Raw genomic sequence first — 18,049 nt, forward strand, 5'->3', positions numbered from 1 at the left:
ATAGATTGTTCAGTCACCTTAACACCATAAGGCACTGGATTGTATGGCCTCAGAAGACAAGGTTAGCCAGCCGTCGGTGAAGTCAACTGCTGATTTTCGAGACCGTGAAGATAGTGCAGCACAGTTTTGCTCTCTCGCGAAGCCCGCAGTTGCAGCGCCAGGTTGAGGTTGTCCAGTACCTCGGCGTGGGCGACCAGCAGCGAGTCCTCAGGAAGTCGTCCTTCCGTGACCAGCCAACCAACGATAGTTTTCCAGCGCCATAGCGGCGAATTGCCTTTAACGCGCTGCACCGGCCCTGGAAACTGGCCCGATCCTCGTGCACCATCTTTCAACAAAGCAACGGCCTGCCGCGTCAGGCCGGTGAGCTCGGCAATATCGCTTAATCCTACCAGTGCAGAATCAACAGATTCGACTCGTGCGTTCAGGGTTGGGGCGGCTTCGATATCAGCGATGGCTGAGAGAATGGCCTGCTCGAGAGAATCGCCTTCCCGATCGAACTCCAGATAGACCGCCGTTCCGTAAAAACAGACCAGAGCGTCAGCGCAGCCCGCCGCATGTAGCGCATCCTCCAGACCCACGGTACGAGCCGTGACCCCGGAGAGGGTGAGTGTAAAATTATACAGCGCCATCGTTTAATCCTTCTTGTGGTTAATCCGACCCGATACAGGTCCCTGGCAGCGGTCGACCATTCTTATGATTTGCCTGGCGTGGTTAATGGGGACCGCTGGCGTTGACCAGATGCTCATCATATGTTCCCGGTGATGAGCCGTCCCGCACATCAACCTGCCAAAACAGTGAGCGCTTTTGCCGCCAGTGATAAAAATCCAGCCCCGCGCCAGCGCGTAGTCAATGGCTGCTCTGATATGTTTATCCGGATGTTCCTTCATCAATCTGTCCTGTCATATTGAATAGATTGTTGACGTTTGTCAACATGGTGTGATGTTAAATTGCACACCAGGGGTTATGACAGAGTGAGGAGAAAATCACTGGAATAAGATTCACAGTTAAGACGGCACAGAACAGAGGATTTGCGCGCGTTGCGAGGCGGTTTCCATAAATAAATCAGGGAGAGCGATGCTCTCCCTGATGGACCCGAACTATCCCAGCACGTCGGCCAGGGCTTCTTCCAGGTCATACCAACGAAAACCAAATCCGGCGGCTTCCAGGCGTTTAGGCAGCGCGCGCTGGCCGCCGAGTACCAGAACTGATGATTCCCCCATTAGCAGACGAATAGCCGCCGCCGGGACGCGGAAAATAGCAGGGCGATTTAGCGCATGGCCCAACGCGTGGGTGAACTGTTCGTTACGCACAGGGTAGGGGGAGACCATATTAAACGGGCCCCGCAGGTCGTTATCCAGTAACCACAAAATACCGTTGACCATATCGTCAATATGGATCCAGGCCAGATATTGTCTGCCGCTGCCGATTGGTCCGCCGAGGCCAAGCTTAAATGCGGGCGTCATTTTGGCCAGAATACCGCCTCGCGGAGCCAGTACTACGCCGGTACGCAGCAGGCAGACTCGCGTGCGCTCGCTTTGCGCTTCGCAGGCGATTTGCTCCCAGCGGGCGCAAAGTTTGTGGGTGAATTCGTTATGCGGCGGTTCTTCTTCGGTGACCACGACTTCGCCGAGATCACCGTAGTAACCCGCTGCGGAACCGCTAATCAGCACTGCTGGCGGGGTGTCGCTGGCGTTGATCAGCGTGACCAGCTTTTGGGTGATATCCCAGCGGCTGTGGCAGAGACGCTGTTTCTGCTCTGCCGTCCAGCGTTTGTCGGCGATAGGCTCGCCAGCCAGGTTGATGACGGCATCAAAGCCGTTGAGGTTTGCCTGGTGCTCGAAATCGCGCCACAGTGTGACGCGAGAGTCGAGGCGATTTTTCGCCTTTTCAGGGCTGCGCGTTGAAACCGTTACCTGATGCCCCAGCTCCAGTAGCCGAGGGATTAGATGGCGGCCAATCAGGCCGGTACCGCCAGTAAGCAGAACGTTCATAGCGCCTCCCTAAGATGCGTCTACCGCCGCCAGCTCATGGTCATGGATACCGAATCGGCGTAGCGCAGTGCGTACAGTTTATCGATCTCTACTTCAGCATATGTGACCCAGTGATGTTCGCGTGCGATGTCGAGCACATCCTGAGTTAATTTTTCCAGTAGAGAGAAGCGGTTATTCTCGATATGGTTAATGATGCGCTTGGTGATAGTGCGGTAGTTCAGCGCATCGTTAATATCTTCACTGTTGCGTGATTTATCCGCCGGGTAGTGGATTGCGACGTTGACCACCACGTCCTGGCGGTTGGCGATCTCTTCCTCTTTAATGCCGATAAAAGTACGCAGGCGCAGGTTCTTAATTCGAATAATGGCGTCTGGTTGAGACATTGCAGGCTTCCTCCGTGTAGTAATTTCCGCAATCATACATCAAAGCTTCCCGGCCGAGCAGGGGGGTTAATGGCCTTCTGTTTTCAGGAGCGCTTCAACGGTGGCCGGGCGCTGGCGAATACGCTCGAACCAGTTGTGTACTGCCGGGAAATTCGCGAGTTCAATACGTTGGCGTTGATGGGCGTTAATCCAGGGCCAGCAGGCAATATCGGCGATACTGTAATGGTTTCCGCCAAGCCAGGGGCTCTCCATGAGGCGTCGGTTAAGTACGCCATACAGACGCTGCGTTTCTACCTGATAGCGTTCAATCGCGTAGGGAACCGCCTGCGGAGCAAACTGGTTGAAGTGGTGATTTTGCCCGAGCATCGGCCCTAAACCGCTGACCTGCCAGAATAGCCACTGCAGCGTCATGTGGCGCTCGCGGAGTTCCCCGCTCAGTAATTTTCCGCTTTTTTCAGCCAGATACAGCAGGATCTCACCCGATTCAAACAGGCTTAATGGACCTCCGCCGTCGACAGGAGCATGGTCAATGATTGCCGGGATCTTATTATTCGGCGATATAGCAAGAAACTGCGGATGAAACTGTTCTCCTTTGCCCACATCCACTTTGATAAGGCGGTAAGCCAGTTGCACTTCTTCAAGAAAGAGCGTGATTTTGTGGCCATTCGGGGTGGGTGCATAGTAAAGATCAATCATGAGAATCTCCCGCCGTCATAGGTCGCAAATTTCTTGAGTATAGGTGAACTCAGGGGATTCGCAGATTGACTCAGTTTGCGGTAAGAGCGCTGTTTGAGATATCTACCCAAAATAATTCAAGTTGCAGGACAAGGCACTTGTGCCTTGAACAGCGCTTGCGCTGGCCCCGGAGGGGCGAGGCCCAGGGATGGGCCGAGTATTGCCAATGCACAAGCAACTTGAAGTATGAAGGGTATATGCAAAATCCTCATGGCGGCGTCAGTGACATCCTCTGAGAGACAGGATATGTTGGCTTATCACCCCGTACATTAGCCATTGAGGATGCTATGAGCCAGCCCGCGATGACCCTGTGGTCCGATGCCGATTTTTTCTCGCCGTATGTGATGTCAGTGTATGTTGCTCTGCAGGAAAAGAGTCTGCCTTTTACCTTAAAAACCGTTAACCTCGACAGCGGCGAGCATCTACAAAGCAGCTGGAAAGGCTACAGTGCGACGCGACGCGTACCGCTGCTGGAGATCGGGGAGTTCTCCCTCAGTGAATCCTCCGCGATAACTGAATATCTGGATGAACGCTTTGCGCCGCCTGAGTGGGAGCGACTGTATCCGCACGACCTGCAAAAGCGCGCGCGGGCGCGTCAGGTGCAGGCCTGGCTGCGTAGCGATTTAATGCCGATTCGTGAAGAACGCTCGACGGCCGTGGTGTTTGCCGGAGCAAAGAAACCGCCGCTCAGCGAAGCCGGGAAAAAAAGCGCCGACAAGCTGTTTGAAACCGCTGGCGTTCTGCTATCCCATGGCGGGCAGAATTTATTTGGCGAATGGTCTATAGCCGATACTGACCTTGCGCTGATGCTCAATCGATTAGTCCTTAACGGCGATGAGGTTCCCGCCCGGCTGGCTGATTACGCCACCTTCCAGTGGCAGCGAGCGTCGGTCCAGCGCTACGTCGCACTCTCAGCCAAACGAGCGGGCTGATAAGCCTCAGCGGTTCCGTTATCATAGCGGCATCGTAATGCGTGGAGATGAAATGTATGAAGCTGATGTTTGCATCGGATATCCACGGCTCGCTGCCCGCAACTGAACGCGTTCTTGAACTGTTCGCGCAAAGTGGGGCGCAGTGGCTGGTTATCCTCGGCGATGTGCTCAATCACGGGCCGCGTAATGCCCTTCCTGACGGTTATGCCCCTGCCCGGGTTGCGGAGACGCTGAATAGCGTCGCGGAGCGGGTGATTGCCGTACGCGGTAATTGTGACAGCGAAGTCGATCAGATGCTGCTTCATTTCCCCATTACCGCCCCCTGGCAGCAGGTATTAAGCGAGCGAACTCGCCTGTTTTTGACCCACGGTCATCTGTATAGCCCCGATAATTTGCCACCGCTCGCCGCTGGCGATGTGCTGGCTTATGGTCATACTCATATTCCGGTTGCAGAGAAACGTGGCGAGATTTTCCTCTTCAACCCCGGCTCGGTCAGCATCCCAAAAGGGGGATTCACCGCCAGCTACGGCCTGCTGAACGAGGGGCAATTGCAGGTTTTAGCACTCGATGATCATCAGGTTATTGCAGAGGTCGCAATTTACCCGTAATTTACCCCTCAACCGTATAGACGCGCCGCGAGAGCGCTTTAAAAAGTAAGGTTTCCTGATGGCGGAACAGAATCATTTGGCAAGCACAGAATGGGTCGATATTGTTAATGAAAACAACGAGGTGATAGCGCAATCCAGCCGCGAACAAATGCGTGCGGAATGTCTGCGTCATCGGGCGACCTATATTGTTGTTCATGATGGGATGGGCAAAATCCTGGTGCAGCGTCGTACCGAAACAAAAGATTTCCAGCCGGGCATGCTGGACGCCACCGCTGGTGGCGTGGTCCAGGCTGATGAGCAAATGCTGGAGTCTGCTCGCCGTGAGGCGGAAGAGGAGCTCGGTATTGCCGGCGTACCTTTTGCCGACCACGGCCAGTTTTACTACGAAGATAAACACTGCCGCGTCTGGGGCGGCCTGTTTAGCTGCGTATCGCACGGGCCGTTTGCTCTGCAAGAAGAAGAAGTTAGCGAAGTGTGCTGGCTGACGCCGGAAGAGATCACCGCCCGCTGCGATGAGTTCACCCCGGATTCATTAAAAGCGCTGGCGCTGTGGATGACTCGCAATGCCAATAATGAGTCAGCAAAAGCCGAAAAACAGGAAGAAGCGGAGTAGCCTCTAGCAGCTATCCCGCATGCATAAACTGGACGCGATGGGTCTTTTGTCGCTCCAGTTCCCTTCATTAAGGCGATCCAGAAGGGCCCGCCCGGCTTCTATGCCAATCTTATGATGCGGCACGGCCATCGTGGTTAACGGCGGCTGGCAGACCCGGCTAACGTCGCTGTCACCAAAACCGACAACAGCTAAATCATCAGGTACTTTGATACGCCGACGCTGGCATTCGTACAGCACCCCGCACGCCAGTTCATCGGAAACGCAAACCAGCGCATCCAGCTCCGGCCAGGCCAGTAAAAACTCAGGCAGTTGGGAAGCGCCGGTGGAAAAATTGGGTGGCAGGGCGGCGTTAATCACTCGGTTCGGTGACATATGGTGGCGCAGCATCGCTTTATACCATCCCTGTAAATGCTGCTGGAAAATCCACTGCTCCTGGTTGGCGCACAGCAGACCGATATTCTGATAGCCACGATGAATAAGCATCTCCGTTAGCTCGAACATCGCCGCTACGTTATCAATGCCGATATTCATGTCGATAGGGTCGGCGCGCATTGCCCCCATCTCCACTACCGGGATCGACGCGTTTTTCAGCCAGTGGCGTACGGTATCGCTATGCTCAACGCTAAGCAGGATGGCGGCGGCGATATTGGAAGCCAACAGGGTTTCCAGCAGTTTCTCTTCCTGCTCCAACCGGTGCTGTGACTCCGCCAGCATGATTTGATAACCCGCGGGCTGTAATATCTGCTGTAGCCCGGCAAACATCTCCGAGCAGCCCGCCTCAGCAAGATTCGGTACGACCATAGCAATGGTTCTTGAGGAGGCGGATGCCAGCGCGCTGGCGGCGAGATTAGGCATGTACCCTAGTTCTTGTACCGCCGCTTCGATTTTTTCACGTAGCTTATCGGAAACCTGTTCCGGCGTCCGAAGGGCGCGGGACACGGTCATCGTACCCACACCAGCCAGTTGAGCAACATCAGCGATCGTGACCTTACCGGTACTGCGCCGTTTTCGGGTTAGAGACATACATATTCCTGCTAAACAGACGTTTTTTATTATCATCCATTACTTCACGTGTCAGGGAGTATACGCCTTAAACGGGCTTTTTTGCTGCGTTTTCATGTGATGATGGCGAATTGATAGCGCTATCACAAATCTGAATGTTATCTATTGGTAGCGCTATCTTTGTGATCGTTCTCGCAGATAACTATTGCCCGCTTGCATAAAGTTTGCCCATCTTTTGCTAAAAGACGAGGGACAAAATGCTCCAGACATGGATCTCTGATGCCACCATCACGCAGCTAGAGAGCGTAGAAACCTGGCAACGGGCGCTGGATATCTGCGCCAAACCGCTGCTTGAGGCTGGGGTGATAGAACCTGAATACGTAGCGGCCATCGTTGAACAGCACCACAAGCTGGGGCCGTATTATGTGCTGGCTCCGGGTCTGGCAATGCCGCATGCGCGGCCGGAAGAGGGGGCCAAAGGTTTAGGACTATCGCTGCTGAAACTGGAACAGGGCGTATCGTTTGGCTCAGAAGAGTTCGACCCGGTTGATATTATTATTATGCTTGCGGCGCCGGATAAGCATAGTCATATCGAAATGATTTCTGCGCTGGCGGAATTATTTGCCAGCGATGACGATCTGGATAAATTACATCAAGCCACAAGCCTGGAGGAGATTAAAAAAATCATCGCACGTTTCTGATTCAATTTTATTATCCGACTAATAACACATTACGCGCCAGCGTGATGCGGACGTACTCTACCCAAAAAAGGTGATAACAATGAAAATTATGGCAATTTGCGGCTCTGGCCTGGGCAGTAGTTTTATGGTTGAGATGAATATTAAAAAAGTGCTCAAAAAGCTCGAAATAGAGGCTGAGGTGGAGCACTCCGATCTGTCCTCGGCTACGCCGGGCGCGGCGGATTTATTCGTGATGGCAAAAGACATTGCGGCCAGCGCCAGCGTACCAGAGAGCCAGCTGGTGGTGATTACTAATATTATCGATATTAATGAACTCGAAGCGCAGCTGCGCGCGTGGTTTGCCAAACAATAACTCTTTATAGCGAGGCGGATATGTTTATCCTTGAAACGCTGAATTTTGTTGTTGATATTCTAAAAGTACCCTCGGTGTTGGTCGGTTTAATTGCGTTAATTGGTCTGGTAGCGCAAAAGAAATCTTTCTCCGATGTCGTCAAGGGAACCATTAAAACCATTCTTGGCTTTATTGTTCTCGGCGGAGGTGCGACGGTATTAGTTGGGTCGCTGAACCCGTTGGGGGGCATGTTTGAACATGCATTTAATATTCAGGGGATTATTCCCAATAACGAGGCGATTGTTTCTATTGCGCTGGAAAAATATGGTGCATCAACAGCCCTTATTATGGCATTTGGTATGGTAGCGAATATTCTGGTTGCCCGCTTTACGCGCCTGAAATATATCTTCCTCACCGGGCATCACACCTTCTATATGGCCTGCATGATCGGCGTGATTCTCACCGTAGCGGGTTTCGAAGGCGTTGGGTTGGTCTTTACCGGCTCGCTGATCCTCGGCCTGGTGATGGCCTTCTTCCCGGCGTTGGCGCAGCGCTATATGAAGCGTATTACTGGCACTGATGACATCGCTTTCGGCCATTTTGGCACGCTGGGCTATGTACTTTCGGGCTGGATTGGTAGCGTCTGCGGTAAAGGCTCGCGTTCGACCGAAGAGATGAACCTGCCGAAGAACCTGAGCTTCCTCCGCGATAGCTCGATCTCCATTTCGCTGACCATGATGATTATCTATCTGATTATGGCGGTAAGCGCAGGGCGTGAATATGTAGAAAGCACCTTCAGCGGCGGGCAGAACTATCTGGTATACGCCATCATTATGGCGATTACCTTCGCGGCTGGGGTGTTCATCATCCTGCAAGGCGTACGCCTGATCTTGGCGGAAATCGTCCCGGCGTTTACCGGTTTTTCGGAAAAGCTGGTGCCAAACGCCCGTCCGGCACTGGACTGCCCGGTGGTTTATCCCTATGCCCCTAATGCCGTGTTGATCGGCTTTCTGTTTAGTTTCCTCGGTGGCCTGGTCGGGCTGTTCCTCTGTGGCCAGTTTAAGTGGGTGCTGATTCTGCCGGGCGTAGTGCCGCATTTCTTTACTGGCGCGACTGCTGGCGTGTTCGGCAATGCAACCGGCGGGCGGCGCGGAGCGATGATTGGTGCGTTCGCTAACGGCCTGCTGATTACCTTCCTGCCGGTGCTGTTGCTGCCAGTGCTGGGGGCGATTGGTTTTGCCAACACCACCTTCTCGGATGCTGATTTCGGCGCCGTTGGTATCGTGCTGGGCAACCTGGCGCGCTATCTGTCACCGTTTGCTATCACCGGTCTTGTTGTGGCGTTGTTCGCGCTGCTGGTGGTGTACAACGTGTTTGCGAAAAAGAAATCTGCGGGCGGCGGCGCGCAGGAGAACAGCGGAGCTAAATCATGAATGTGCAAGAAGTGACCAAACTGGCGCGTGATATTCGCGTGGCAACCCTTAAATCGCTGACGGATCTTGGTTTTGGCCATTACGGCGGCAGCATGTCGGTGGTGGAAACGCTGGCAGTGTTGTACGGCGCGGTGATGAAAATCGACCCCGCTGACCCTGACTGGCCCGAGCGCGACTACTTTGTGTTATCGAAAGGTCATGCTGGCCCGGCGCTCTACAGTACATTAGCGATTAAGGGGTACTTCCCCATGGAAGAACTCAGCACGCTCAACCAGAACGGTACGCGGCTGCCAAGTCATCCCGATCGATTAAAAACGCGCGGTGTGGATGCCACGACGGGGTCACTGGGGCAGGGAATCTCAATCGCCGGGGGGATGGCGCTGTCGCATAAGCTCGCGGGGCGGGCGAATCGCGTATTTTGCATTGTTGGCGACGGTGAGCTGAACGAGGGCCAGTGCTGGGAAGCATTCCAGTTTATTGCCCACCACCGTCTGAATAACCTGACGGTGTTTGTTGACTGGAACAAGCTCCAGCTTGACGGCAAGCTGGACGAAATTATCCGCGCTTTTAATCTGGAAGATAAATTCCGCGCCTTTGGTTTTGATGTCGTTACCGTCAAAGGTGATGATATCCCCGGGCTGCTGGCGGCGGTACAGCCTGTTCTGCCCGCCGATGCGCGTCCACGCGTGGTGATCCTTGATAGCGTTAAGGGGCAGGGGGTTCCGTATCTCGAAAAGCTCAGTAATAACCATCACCTGCGTCTGACGGATGAGATGAAAGAGGCGCTGAACGAGACGATTCGCCAACTGGAGGCCGAACATGATTAAGGTTGCACCCGCAGGACAAAAAGACGCCATGGAGATGCGCAAAGTCTATGCCGGATTCGTCACGCAGCAGATTGAATCCGGTAGCCCGATTATCGCGCTGGAAGCGGATCTGATGAGCTCCATGGCGATGGACGGCGTAGCGCGGGAATACCCTCAACACGTTATCAACTGCGGCATTATGGAAGCCAACGTGATTGGCACTGCCGCCGGACTATCGTTAACCGGGCGCAAGCCGTTCGTGCACACCTTTACCGCTTTTGCCAGCCGCCGCTGCTTTGACCAGCTGTTTATGTCGCTGGATTATCAGCGCAATAATGTCAAAGTCATTGCTTCGGATGCGGGCGTGACCGCCTGCCATAACGGCGGTACCCATATGTCGTTTGAGGATATGGGGATTGTCCGCGGTCTGGCGCACTCGGTGGTGCTGGAAGTGACCGATGCGGTGATGTTTGATGATGTACTGCGCCAGCTTATAGACCTTGAGGGGTTCTATTGGGTACGCACGATTCGCAAGCAGGCACCAAGTGTGTATGCGCCGGGTTCAACGTTTACCATCGGCAAAGGTAACGTCCTGCGCGAGGGTGATGACATTACGCTGATTGCTAACGGTATTATGGTGGCGGAAGCGCTGGAGGCGGCGCGTCAGCTTGAACAAGAAGGCGTCAGCGCGGCGGTCATTGATATGTTTACCCTGAAACCTATCGACCGTATGCTGGTAAAAAACTATGCTGAAAAAACCGGGCGCATTGTGACCTGCGAAAACCACAGTATCCACAACGGGTTGGGCTCTGCGGTGGCGGAAGTGCTGGTGGAGACCTGCCCGGTGCCGATGCGCCGCGTGGGGGTGAAAGAGCGCTACGGTCAGGTTGGGACGCAGGATTTTTTGCAGAAGGAGTATGGCCTGACGGCGCACGATATTGTCTCAGCGGCGCGGGAGCTGCTGTAAATAAAAAGGCGACCAAACGGTCGCCTTTTTTCATGCCGGAAACAAATTATGCTTGCTGCTGAGACGACTGAATCGCGGTCAGAGCGATGGTGTAGACGATATCGTCTACCAGCGCGCCACGGGACAGGTCGTTCACCGGCTTACGCATACCCTGCAGCATCGGCCCGATGGAGATCAGGTCGGCAGAACGCTGTACGGCTTTGTAGGTGGTGTTACCGGTGTTCAGATCCGGGAAGATGAACACGGTAGCACGACCGGCAACCGGAGAGTTCGGCGCTTTGGATTTCGCAACGTCAGCCATGACCGCGGCGTCGTACTGCAGCGGGCCATCGATCATCAGGTCAGGACGTTTTTCCTGCGCCAGACGAGTCGCTTCGCGTACTTTCTCTACATCGCTGCCTGCGCCGGAGGTGCCGGTGGAGTAGGAGAGCATCGCTACGCGCGGCTCAATGCCGAAGGCAATCGCGGAGTCTGCAGACTGGATAGCGATTTCAGCCAGCTGTTCAGCGGTCGGATCCGGGTTGATCGCGCAGTCACCGTAAACATAAACCTGTTCCGGCAGCAGCATGAAGAAGACGGAGGAGACCAGGGAGCTACCCGGCGCAGTTTTGATCAGCTGCAGCGGCGGACGGATGGTGTTGGCGGTGGTATGAACTGCGCCGGAAACCAGACCGTCGACTTCGTCTTGTTCCAGCATCAGCGTGCCGAGAACCACGTTGTCTTCCAGTTGCTCACGCGCAACGGCTTCGGTCATGCCCTTGCTCTTACGCAGCTCAACCAGGCGAGCAACGTAGCTTTCGCGAACCACTTCCGGGTCAACGATTTCGATACCAGCACCCAGCTCTACGCCCTGAGAGGCGGCAACGCGGGTGATTTCATCCGGGTTACCCAGCAGTACGCAGGTCGCGATACCGCGTTCGGCGCAGATAGCCGCTGCTTTAACGGTACGCGGTTCGTTACCTTCCGGCAGAACAACGCGCTTGCCTGCTTTACGCGCCAGCTCGGTGAGCTGATAGCGGAAGGCTGGCGGAGAGAGACGGCGGCTGCGCTCGGAAGTTGCGGTCAGGGATTCAATCCAGTCGGCGTTGATATAGTTAGCAACGTATTCCTGAACTTTCTCGATGCGCTCGTGATCGTCAACCGGAACTTCCAGGTTGAAGCTCTGCAGGCTCAGAGAGGTCTGCCAGGTGTTGGTGTTAACCATGAATACCGGCAGGCCGGTCGCAAACGCGCGTTCGCACAGTTTGCTTACGCGCGGGTCCATTTCGTAGGCCCCGGTCAGCAAAATAGCACCGATTTCTACGCCGTTCATCGCTGCCAGGCAGGCGGCGACCAGCACGTCGGGACGGTCTGCGGAAGTGACCAGCAGAGAACCTGCACGGAAGTGTTCCAGCATGTGCGGGATGCTACGGGCACAGAAGGTGACTGACTTCACGCGACGAGTTTTGATGTCGCCTTCGTTGATGATGGTGGCGTTCAGGTGATGCGCCATATCAATCGCACGAGTAGCAATCAGATCGAAGCTCCACGGTACCGCGCCCAGAACCGGTAATGAACTGCCGTTCTGCAGCTGAGCCGGGTCGATCTTCACGACTTTCGCTTTGGAAGAGTCATCGAAGATTTCGGACAGATCAGGGCGAGTACGACCCTGTTCATCAACCGGAGCGTTCAGCTTGTTGACGATAACACCGGTGATGTTGGTGTTTTTCGCGCCGCCGAAGCTGCTGCGAGTCAGCTCAAAACGCTCTTTCAGCTGTTCCGGGGTATCTGTGCCCTGGGACATCACAAAGACGATTTCCGCGTTCAGCGTTTTCGCGATTTCATAGTTCAGGGATTGGGCAAACTGGTGTTTGCGGGTCGGAACCAGACCTTCAACCAGCACGACTTCAGCATCCTGAGCGTTGGCGTGGTAGTTGGCGATGATCTCTTCCATCAGCACGTCTTTCTGGTTGCTGGAGAGCAGCGACTCGACGTGGCTCATTTTCAACGGTTCTGCGGCCGGAAGGTCGGAGTTCGCACGAATGATGGTGGTCGTCTGGTCTGGCGCATCGCCACCAGCACGCGGCTGGGCGATAGGTTTAAAAACGCTCAGACGAACGCCTTTACGTTCCATAGCACGGATAACGCCGAGGCTGACGCTGGTCAGGCCTACGCTGGTTCCGGTAGGGATCAACATGATTGTACGGGACACGATATATCCTCTTTCGTTACCGCCAGTATCGGGCGGGATACAAAACTGCACCACCAGCTTCCCGTCATACTTCAAGTTGCATGTGCGTTGGCTTTACTTACTCACCCCAGTCACGTACTCCTCGTACGCTCCTGGGGATTCGCTGCGTCGCCGCCTTCCTGCAACTCGAATTATTTAGGGTTATCGCTGGCGGTGTGGAATCAGGCGGTCAGACGGTTGGCGTCTTGCGCGATGACCAGCTCTTCGTTGGTCGGAATGACGACAGCCGGGCGGGTGCCTTCTTTGTTGATGAAGCCGGACTTGCCAAAACGGGCAGCCAGGTTACGTTCGTGATCAACTTCGAAGCCCAGTACGCCCAGTTTGCCCAGGGACAGTTCGCGGACCATTGCAGCGTTCTCACCGATACCACCGGTGAACACCACTGCGTCCAGACGACCGTCCATCAGCGCGGTATAGGAACCGATGTATTTCGCCAGGCGGTGGCAGTAAACGTCCATTGCACGTTTAGCATCTGCTTTTTCTTTGTAGTTGTCTTCAACATAGCGGCAGTCGCTGGTCACTTCGGTCAGGCCGAGCAGACCGGACTCTTTGGTCAGCATTTTGTTGATAGCGTCTACGCTCATGCCCAGGGCATCGTGCAGATGGAAAATGATTGCCGGGTCGATATCGCCAGAACGAGTACCCATAACCAGGCCTTCCAGCGGGGTCAGACCCATGGAGGTGTCAACGCATTTACCGTTGCGGATGGCAGAAACAGAACCACCGTTGCCCAGATGGCAGGTGATGATGTTCAGTTCTTCAACCGGTTTGTTCAGAACTTTTGCGGCTTCCTGAGTCACATAGAAGTGGCTGGTGCCGTGTGCGCCATAGCGACGTACGCCGTGTTCTTTGTACAGGCTGTACGGCAGGGCATAGAGGTAAGACTCTTCTGGCATGGTCTGATGGAACGCGGTGTCGAACACGGCAACGTTCTTGTCTTTCAGATGCGGGAAGGATTTCAGCGCTTCTGCGATACCGATCAGGTGAGCCGGGTTGTGCAGCGGAGCGAAAGACGCGGAGTCTTTGATTCCCTGAATGACAGAGTCATCGATCACTACGGAGCTGGTGTATTTTTCACCACCGTGAACGATGCGATGGCCGATTGCGGTCAACTGAGCAGACAGTTCTGGTTTTTGTGCCAGAATAGTGTTAACGATAAAGTTAAGAGCTTCACTGTGAGCAGCGCCTGCGCCTAAATCGGCTTCTTGTTTGCTGCCGTCCATTTTCCATTTGATACGTGCTTCAGGAAGATGGAAACATTCGGCTAAACCGGACAGATATTCGTCACCGTTGACGGCATCAAGGATAGCAAATTTCAGTGAGGAGCTACCGCAGTTCAGAACCAGTACTAACTTACTCGACATGGAAGTACCTTTTTATGATACGTGGCTAAAAAAACGTCAGTGTGTCACAAAGCGTAGCGCAGGATGACATCGACATTTATGATTAACATCATGCCTTGTACTGTTTTCGGGCACGATGAGATAAGTACATTTGATTTTATGCCATTTTGCATAATTTTCAGCCAATGGCAGAATGTGCGATAATTTGACTAACCTGGTAAAAGGGTCTAACCGCCCCTCAGGTGCGCACAGAATACCTGATTGCCGCACCCATTGCCAAAATCTTTTGAACGTTGTCATGCACAGTTGGTGTTTTGCACAAATATTTTAAGTTTTATATGTAAAGTTGAGGTAAGTCATGTCTGGTCCCGAGAATCGCCCTTTCAGTTTTTTTGGCTTGTTTCGCCGTGGGCAACACTATGCAAAGACCTGGCCTCTGGATAAACGTCTTGCCCCGGTGTTTATTGAAAACCGCATTATTCGCGCCACGCGCTATGCGATTCGCATCATGCCGCCGGTCGCGATTTTCACGTTATGCTGGCAAATCGCCCTCGGCGGTCAGTTAGGGCCCGCGGTTGCCACCGCGCTGTTCGCGCTGAGCTTGCCAATGCAAGGTTTATGGTGGCTGGGTAAGCGTTCGGTGACCCCGCTGCCGCCGTCCACGCTGAACTGGTTTTATGAAGTTCGCGGTAAGTTGCAGGAGGCTGGACAGGCGCTGACGCCGCTTAACGGTAAGCCCGATTATCAAGCTTTAGCTGACACGCTTAAGCGCGCCTTCAAACAACTGGATAAAACTTTCCTGGATGATTTGTAATTGCATCAGGAAAACGCATATAAAAGAAGGCGCATGATTCATGCGCCTTCTTTTTTCACGTCGTAAAGTGCTACAGGAGTCAAAAATGGAAATGACCAATGCGCAGCGTCTGATTCTGTCGAATCAGTACAAGATGATGACGATGCTCGACCCGGACAACGCTGAACGCTACCGCCGTCTGCAGACTATCATTGAGCGTGGATATGGGCTACAGATGCGCGAGCTGGACCGTGAATTTGGCCAGCTCACCGAGGAAACGTGCCGTACCGTCATTGATATCATGGAGATGTATCACGCGCTGCATGTCTCCTGGACGAACCTGAAGGATGCCAGCGGAATCGACGAGCGTCGGGTGACTTTCCTTGGTTTTGACGTGGCGACCGAAGCACGCTATCTCGGATATGTTCGCTTTATGGTGAACATTGAAGGGCGCTACAGCCACTTCGATGCCGGAACCCATGGCTTTAACTCCCAGACCCCGATGTGGGAAAAATACCAGCGTATGCTGAGCACCTGGCACTCTTGCCCACGTCAGTATCATTTAAGCAGCAACGAAATTAATCAAATTATCAACGCCTGATGGAGGTTCCCGTGCAGTGTAAAGGTTTCCTGTTTGATCTTGACGGGACATTAGTCGATTCGTTGCCGGTCGTGGAGCGTTCGTGGTGCAAATGGGCGGATCGGTTCGGTATCCCGCACGATGAAGTATTGAACTTCATTCATGGCAAACAGGCGATAACCTCGTTGCGTCATTTTCTACCCGGCCGCAGCGAAGAAGAGATTCAGGCCGAGTTCACCCGGCTGGAAACGGTAGAGGCGACGGATACGGATGGCGTAACGGCGCTGCCTGGGGCTGTTGCGTTACTCAACACTCTCGACGACGCCGGAATTCCCTGGGCGATTGTGACGTCGGGCTCAATACCTGTCGCCCACGCGCGTCATCGTGCGGCGGGTTTGCCTGACGCTAAAATTTTCGTCACCGCCGAGCGCGTGAAGCACGGAAAGCCCGCTCCGGACGCATATCTGCTGGGGGCTGAACTGTTGGGTCTGGAGCCGAAAGATTGCGCTGTCGTGGAGGATGCCCCAGCTGGGCTGCTCTCCGGGCTGACTGCTGGCTGCCGCACTATCGCGGTAAATGTGCCTGCGGATGCGCCGCGGCTTGATGAAGCAGATTTTGTGTTAACGACGCTTGAGAGCCTGCAGGTTGAGCGTCTGTCCGACGGCAATGTGAATGTTAGCCTTAAAGACTAATCTCATGATTTAGCCCCGCACTGGCGGGGCTTTTTTATGCCAAACTTCCAACTCCATCTTCTGACAAGGATAAGTTGTGAACGGTGAATTGATTTGGGTGTTATCTCTTCTTGCCGTAGCCGTCGTGCTCTTTGCCACCGGAAAAGTGCGCATGGACGCTATCGCTTTGCTGGTGATTGTCGCTTTTGTTCTGAGCGATACCTTAACCCTCAGCGAGGCTTTCTCAGGATTTAGCGATCCCAACGTTATCCTTATCGCCGCTCTTTTCATTATTGGCGATGGGCTGGTGCGCACCGGGGTCGCGACCAAAATGGGCTCCTGGCTGGTGAAGGTTGCCGGTAACAGCGAAACCAAAATGCTGGTCTTTTTAATGCTGACCGTTGCCGGTCTGGGCGCTTTTATGAGCTCGACGGGCGTGGTCGCCATTTTTATTCCGGTGGTGCTCAGCGTTTCAATGCGCATGAACACGTCCCCTTCACGGTTAATGATGCCGCTTAGTTTTGCTGGGCTTATCAGCGGGATGATGACCCTGGTGGCCACGCCGCCCAACCTGGTCGTCAATAGTGAGCTTTTGCGAGAGGGGTTGCAGGGATTCAGCTTTTTTAGCGTTACGCCAATAGGTCTCGTTGTACTGGTGCTGGGCGTTTTTTATATGCTGGTGATGCGCTTTATGCTTAAGGGTGAGGAAGGTGAGCTGGTGCGCGATGGGCGCAAAAGAAGCACTTTCCGTGATTTAATTAAAGATTATCACCTGACGGGCAGGGCGCGCCGCCTGGCAATTCGTCCCGGTTCGCCGATGATTGGCCAGCGCCTGGACGATCTAAAACTTCGCGAGCGCTACGGAGCCAACGTCATCGGCGTTGAGCGCTGGAGGCGCTTTCGGCGGGTTATTGTTAACGTCAACGGGGTATCCGAATTCCGCGCCCGTGACGTTTTGCTGATCGATATGTCGGCCTCGGATGTTGATTTACGCCAGTTCTGCGGCGAGCAAATGCTGGAGCCGATGGTCCTGCGCGGCGAATATTTTTCCGATCAGGCGCTGGATGTGGGGATGGCGGAAGTCTCCCTGATCCCGGATTCCGAACTGATTGGCAAGACGGTGCGTGAAATTGCTTTCCGTACCCGTTTCGATCTAAATATCGTGGGGCTAAAGCGTGATGGTAAAGCCCTTGATGGCGCGGTGACCGACGAAGCTCTGCAGCTTGGCGATATCATGCTGGTGGTGGGCAACTGGCGGCAGATAGCTCTGTTGGCCAAGCGGGGCCGCGACTTTGTGGTGCTGAATATGCCCATTGAGGTTAATGACGCCTCGCCTGCGCACAGCCAGGCACCGCATGCGATTTTCTGCCTGGTGCTGATGGTCGCTTTGATGCTGACTGACGAAATTCCTAACCCAATAGCGGCTATCATCGCCTGCCTGCTGATGGGGAAATTCCGCTGTATCAACGCCGAAAGCGCCTATAAAGCCATTCATTGGCCGAGCATTATTTTGATTGTCGGGATGATGCCTTTTGCCCTGGCGCTGCAGAAAACCGGCGGCGTGGATCTGGTTGTTAAAGGTCTGATGGATGTGGCTGGAAGCAAAGGGCCTTATCTGATGCTCGGCTGCCTGTTCGTGATGTGCGCGGCAATCGGCTTGTTTATTTCAAATACCGCCACTGCGGTGCTGATGGCGCCCATTGCGCTGGCTGCGGCGAAGTCGATGGGGGTATCGCCTTATCCCTTCGCGATGGTGGTGGCAATGGCGGCTTCGGCAGCGTTTATGACGCCCGTATCGTCGCCGGTGAACACGCTGGTACTGGGGCCAGGCAAGTACTCTTTCAGCGATTTTGTCAAAATCGGCGTACCGTTTACCGTGCTGGTTATGGTGGTGTGCGTACTGCTGATCCCGGTGTTGTTCCCGTTCTGA

At 54.2% G+C, this 18,049-nt stretch carries 20 protein-coding genes; 12 read left to right on the forward strand and 8 right to left on the reverse strand.

Annotation, left to right across the window (positions count from 1 at the left end; genetic code table 11):
- Positions 1-62 precede the first annotated feature (62 nt).
- The 5 genes from FN082_RS16280 to yfcG form a co-directional block, all read right to left on the reverse strand.
- Entirely contained in the window at positions 63-629 is a 567-nt protein-coding gene (locus tag FN082_RS16280; protein ID WP_139539180.1) for a DNA-binding protein, read from the reverse strand.
- 3 nt (positions 630-632) lie between these two features.
- On the reverse strand, positions 633-887 hold the full coding sequence (locus FN082_RS16285) for a hypothetical protein (protein ID WP_139539179.1): 255 nt from the start codon (positions 885-887) through the stop codon (positions 633-635).
- Positions 888-1,097: 210 nt separating this feature from the next.
- Entirely contained in the window at positions 1,098-1,991 is an 894-nt protein-coding gene (locus FN082_RS16290; RefSeq protein ID WP_139539178.1) for a TIGR01777 family oxidoreductase, read from the reverse strand.
- A gap of 20 nt (positions 1,992-2,011) precedes the next feature.
- The gene (gene folX / locus FN082_RS16295; RefSeq protein WP_139539177.1) at positions 2,012-2,374 is read right to left on the reverse strand and encodes a dihydroneopterin triphosphate 2'-epimerase; all 363 of its coding nucleotides are present in this window, start codon (positions 2,372-2,374) and stop codon (positions 2,012-2,014) included.
- Between the two features lie 66 nt (positions 2,375-2,440).
- Entirely contained in the window at positions 2,441-3,070 is a 630-nt protein-coding gene (yfcG, locus tag FN082_RS16300; protein WP_142981927.1) for a GSH-dependent disulfide bond oxidoreductase, read from the reverse strand.
- A 326-nt stretch (positions 3,071-3,396) separates the two neighbouring features.
- On the opposite strand from yfcG, the gene yfcF reads away from it, so the two are divergent.
- The 3 genes from yfcF to yfcD are packed head-to-tail and all read left to right on the forward strand — an operon-like array spanning position 3,397 to position 5,262.
- A complete protein-coding gene (gene yfcF / locus FN082_RS16305; protein ID WP_139539175.1) occupies positions 3,397-4,041 on the forward strand; it encodes a glutathione transferase in 645 nt (214 codons plus the stop codon).
- Between the two features lie 56 nt (positions 4,042-4,097).
- The gene (yfcE, locus tag FN082_RS16310; RefSeq protein ID WP_142462015.1) at positions 4,098-4,649 is read left to right on the forward strand and encodes a phosphodiesterase; all 552 of its coding nucleotides are present in this window, start codon (positions 4,098-4,100) and stop codon (positions 4,647-4,649) included.
- A 58-nt stretch (positions 4,650-4,707) separates the two neighbouring features.
- Entirely contained in the window at positions 4,708-5,262 is a 555-nt protein-coding gene (gene yfcD, locus FN082_RS16315; protein ID WP_004123172.1) for an NUDIX hydrolase YfcD, read from the forward strand.
- Between the two features lie 3 nt (positions 5,263-5,265).
- Here yfcD and FN082_RS16320 read toward each other — a convergent pair whose 3' ends face one another.
- The gene (locus FN082_RS16320) at positions 5,266-6,285 is read right to left on the reverse strand and encodes a LacI family DNA-binding transcriptional regulator (protein WP_139539173.1); all 1,020 of its coding nucleotides are present in this window, start codon (positions 6,283-6,285) and stop codon (positions 5,266-5,268) included.
- A 236-nt stretch (positions 6,286-6,521) separates the two neighbouring features.
- Here FN082_RS16320 and FN082_RS16325 point away from each other — a divergent pair, with 236 nt between their 5' ends.
- The 5 genes from FN082_RS16325 to FN082_RS16345 all read left to right on the forward strand — a co-directional run bounded on the left by FN082_RS16325 (position 6,522) and on the right by FN082_RS16345 (position 10,502).
- Positions 6,522-6,965, forward strand: coding sequence for a PTS sugar transporter subunit IIA (locus FN082_RS16325; RefSeq protein ID WP_139539172.1), 444 nt, complete (start codon positions 6,522-6,524; stop codon positions 6,963-6,965).
- A gap of 79 nt (positions 6,966-7,044) precedes the next feature.
- Positions 7,045-7,317 (forward strand): PTS sugar transporter subunit IIB, encoded by a 273-nt coding sequence (locus FN082_RS16330; RefSeq protein ID WP_041146575.1) that lies wholly within the window; start codon positions 7,045-7,047, stop codon positions 7,315-7,317.
- Between the two features lie 20 nt (positions 7,318-7,337).
- Entirely contained in the window at positions 7,338-8,729 is a 1,392-nt protein-coding gene (locus FN082_RS16335) for a PTS ascorbate transporter subunit IIC (protein WP_139539171.1), read from the forward strand.
- The gene (locus FN082_RS16340) at positions 8,726-9,556 is read left to right on the forward strand and encodes a transketolase (RefSeq protein ID WP_139539170.1); all 831 of its coding nucleotides are present in this window, start codon (positions 8,726-8,728) and stop codon (positions 9,554-9,556) included. Before FN082_RS16335 ends, FN082_RS16340 begins: the two co-directional genes overlap by 4 nt.
- Positions 9,549-10,502, forward strand: a complete 954-nt coding sequence (locus FN082_RS16345; protein ID WP_142981928.1) for a transketolase family protein — start codon at positions 9,549-9,551, stop codon at positions 10,500-10,502. Before FN082_RS16340 ends, FN082_RS16345 begins: the two co-directional genes overlap by 8 nt.
- A gap of 46 nt (positions 10,503-10,548) precedes the next feature.
- On the opposite strand, the gene pta is transcribed toward FN082_RS16345, so the two are convergent.
- Positions 10,549-12,693: a phosphate acetyltransferase gene (gene pta / locus FN082_RS16350; protein WP_112212980.1), complete on the reverse strand. Its 2,145-nt coding sequence runs from the start codon at positions 12,691-12,693 to the stop codon at positions 10,549-10,551.
- Between the two features lie 200 nt (positions 12,694-12,893).
- On the reverse strand, positions 12,894-14,096 hold the full coding sequence (gene ackA, locus FN082_RS16355) for an acetate kinase (RefSeq protein WP_112212981.1): 1,203 nt from the start codon (positions 14,094-14,096) through the stop codon (positions 12,894-12,896).
- Between the two features lie 337 nt (positions 14,097-14,433).
- Between ackA and yfbV the strand changes: the two genes are divergently transcribed.
- The 4 genes from yfbV (at position 14,434) to FN082_RS16375 (ending at position 18,049) form a co-directional block, all read left to right on the forward strand.
- Complete coding sequence (gene yfbV, locus FN082_RS16360; protein WP_142981929.1) at positions 14,434-14,889, forward strand: terminus macrodomain insulation protein YfbV; 456 nt, start codon at positions 14,434-14,436, stop codon at positions 14,887-14,889.
- 85 nt (positions 14,890-14,974) lie between these two features.
- Positions 14,975-15,469 (forward strand): YfbU family protein, encoded by a 495-nt coding sequence (locus tag FN082_RS16365; RefSeq protein WP_139539167.1) that lies wholly within the window; start codon positions 14,975-14,977, stop codon positions 15,467-15,469.
- A gap of 11 nt (positions 15,470-15,480) precedes the next feature.
- Positions 15,481-16,140 carry a sugar phosphatase gene (locus tag FN082_RS16370; RefSeq protein ID WP_139539166.1) on the forward strand — a complete coding sequence of 220 codons (660 nt, stop codon included), beginning with the start codon at positions 15,481-15,483 and terminating at the stop codon, positions 16,138-16,140.
- Positions 16,141-16,216: 76 nt separating this feature from the next.
- Positions 16,217-18,049, forward strand: a complete 1,833-nt coding sequence (locus tag FN082_RS16375) for an SLC13 family permease (protein ID WP_139539165.1) — start codon at positions 16,217-16,219, stop codon at positions 18,047-18,049.

Origin of the sequence: Klebsiella spallanzanii, assembly GCF_902158555.1 — a bacterium.
GTDB lineage: Bacteria > Pseudomonadota > Gammaproteobacteria > Enterobacterales > Enterobacteriaceae > Klebsiella > Klebsiella spallanzanii.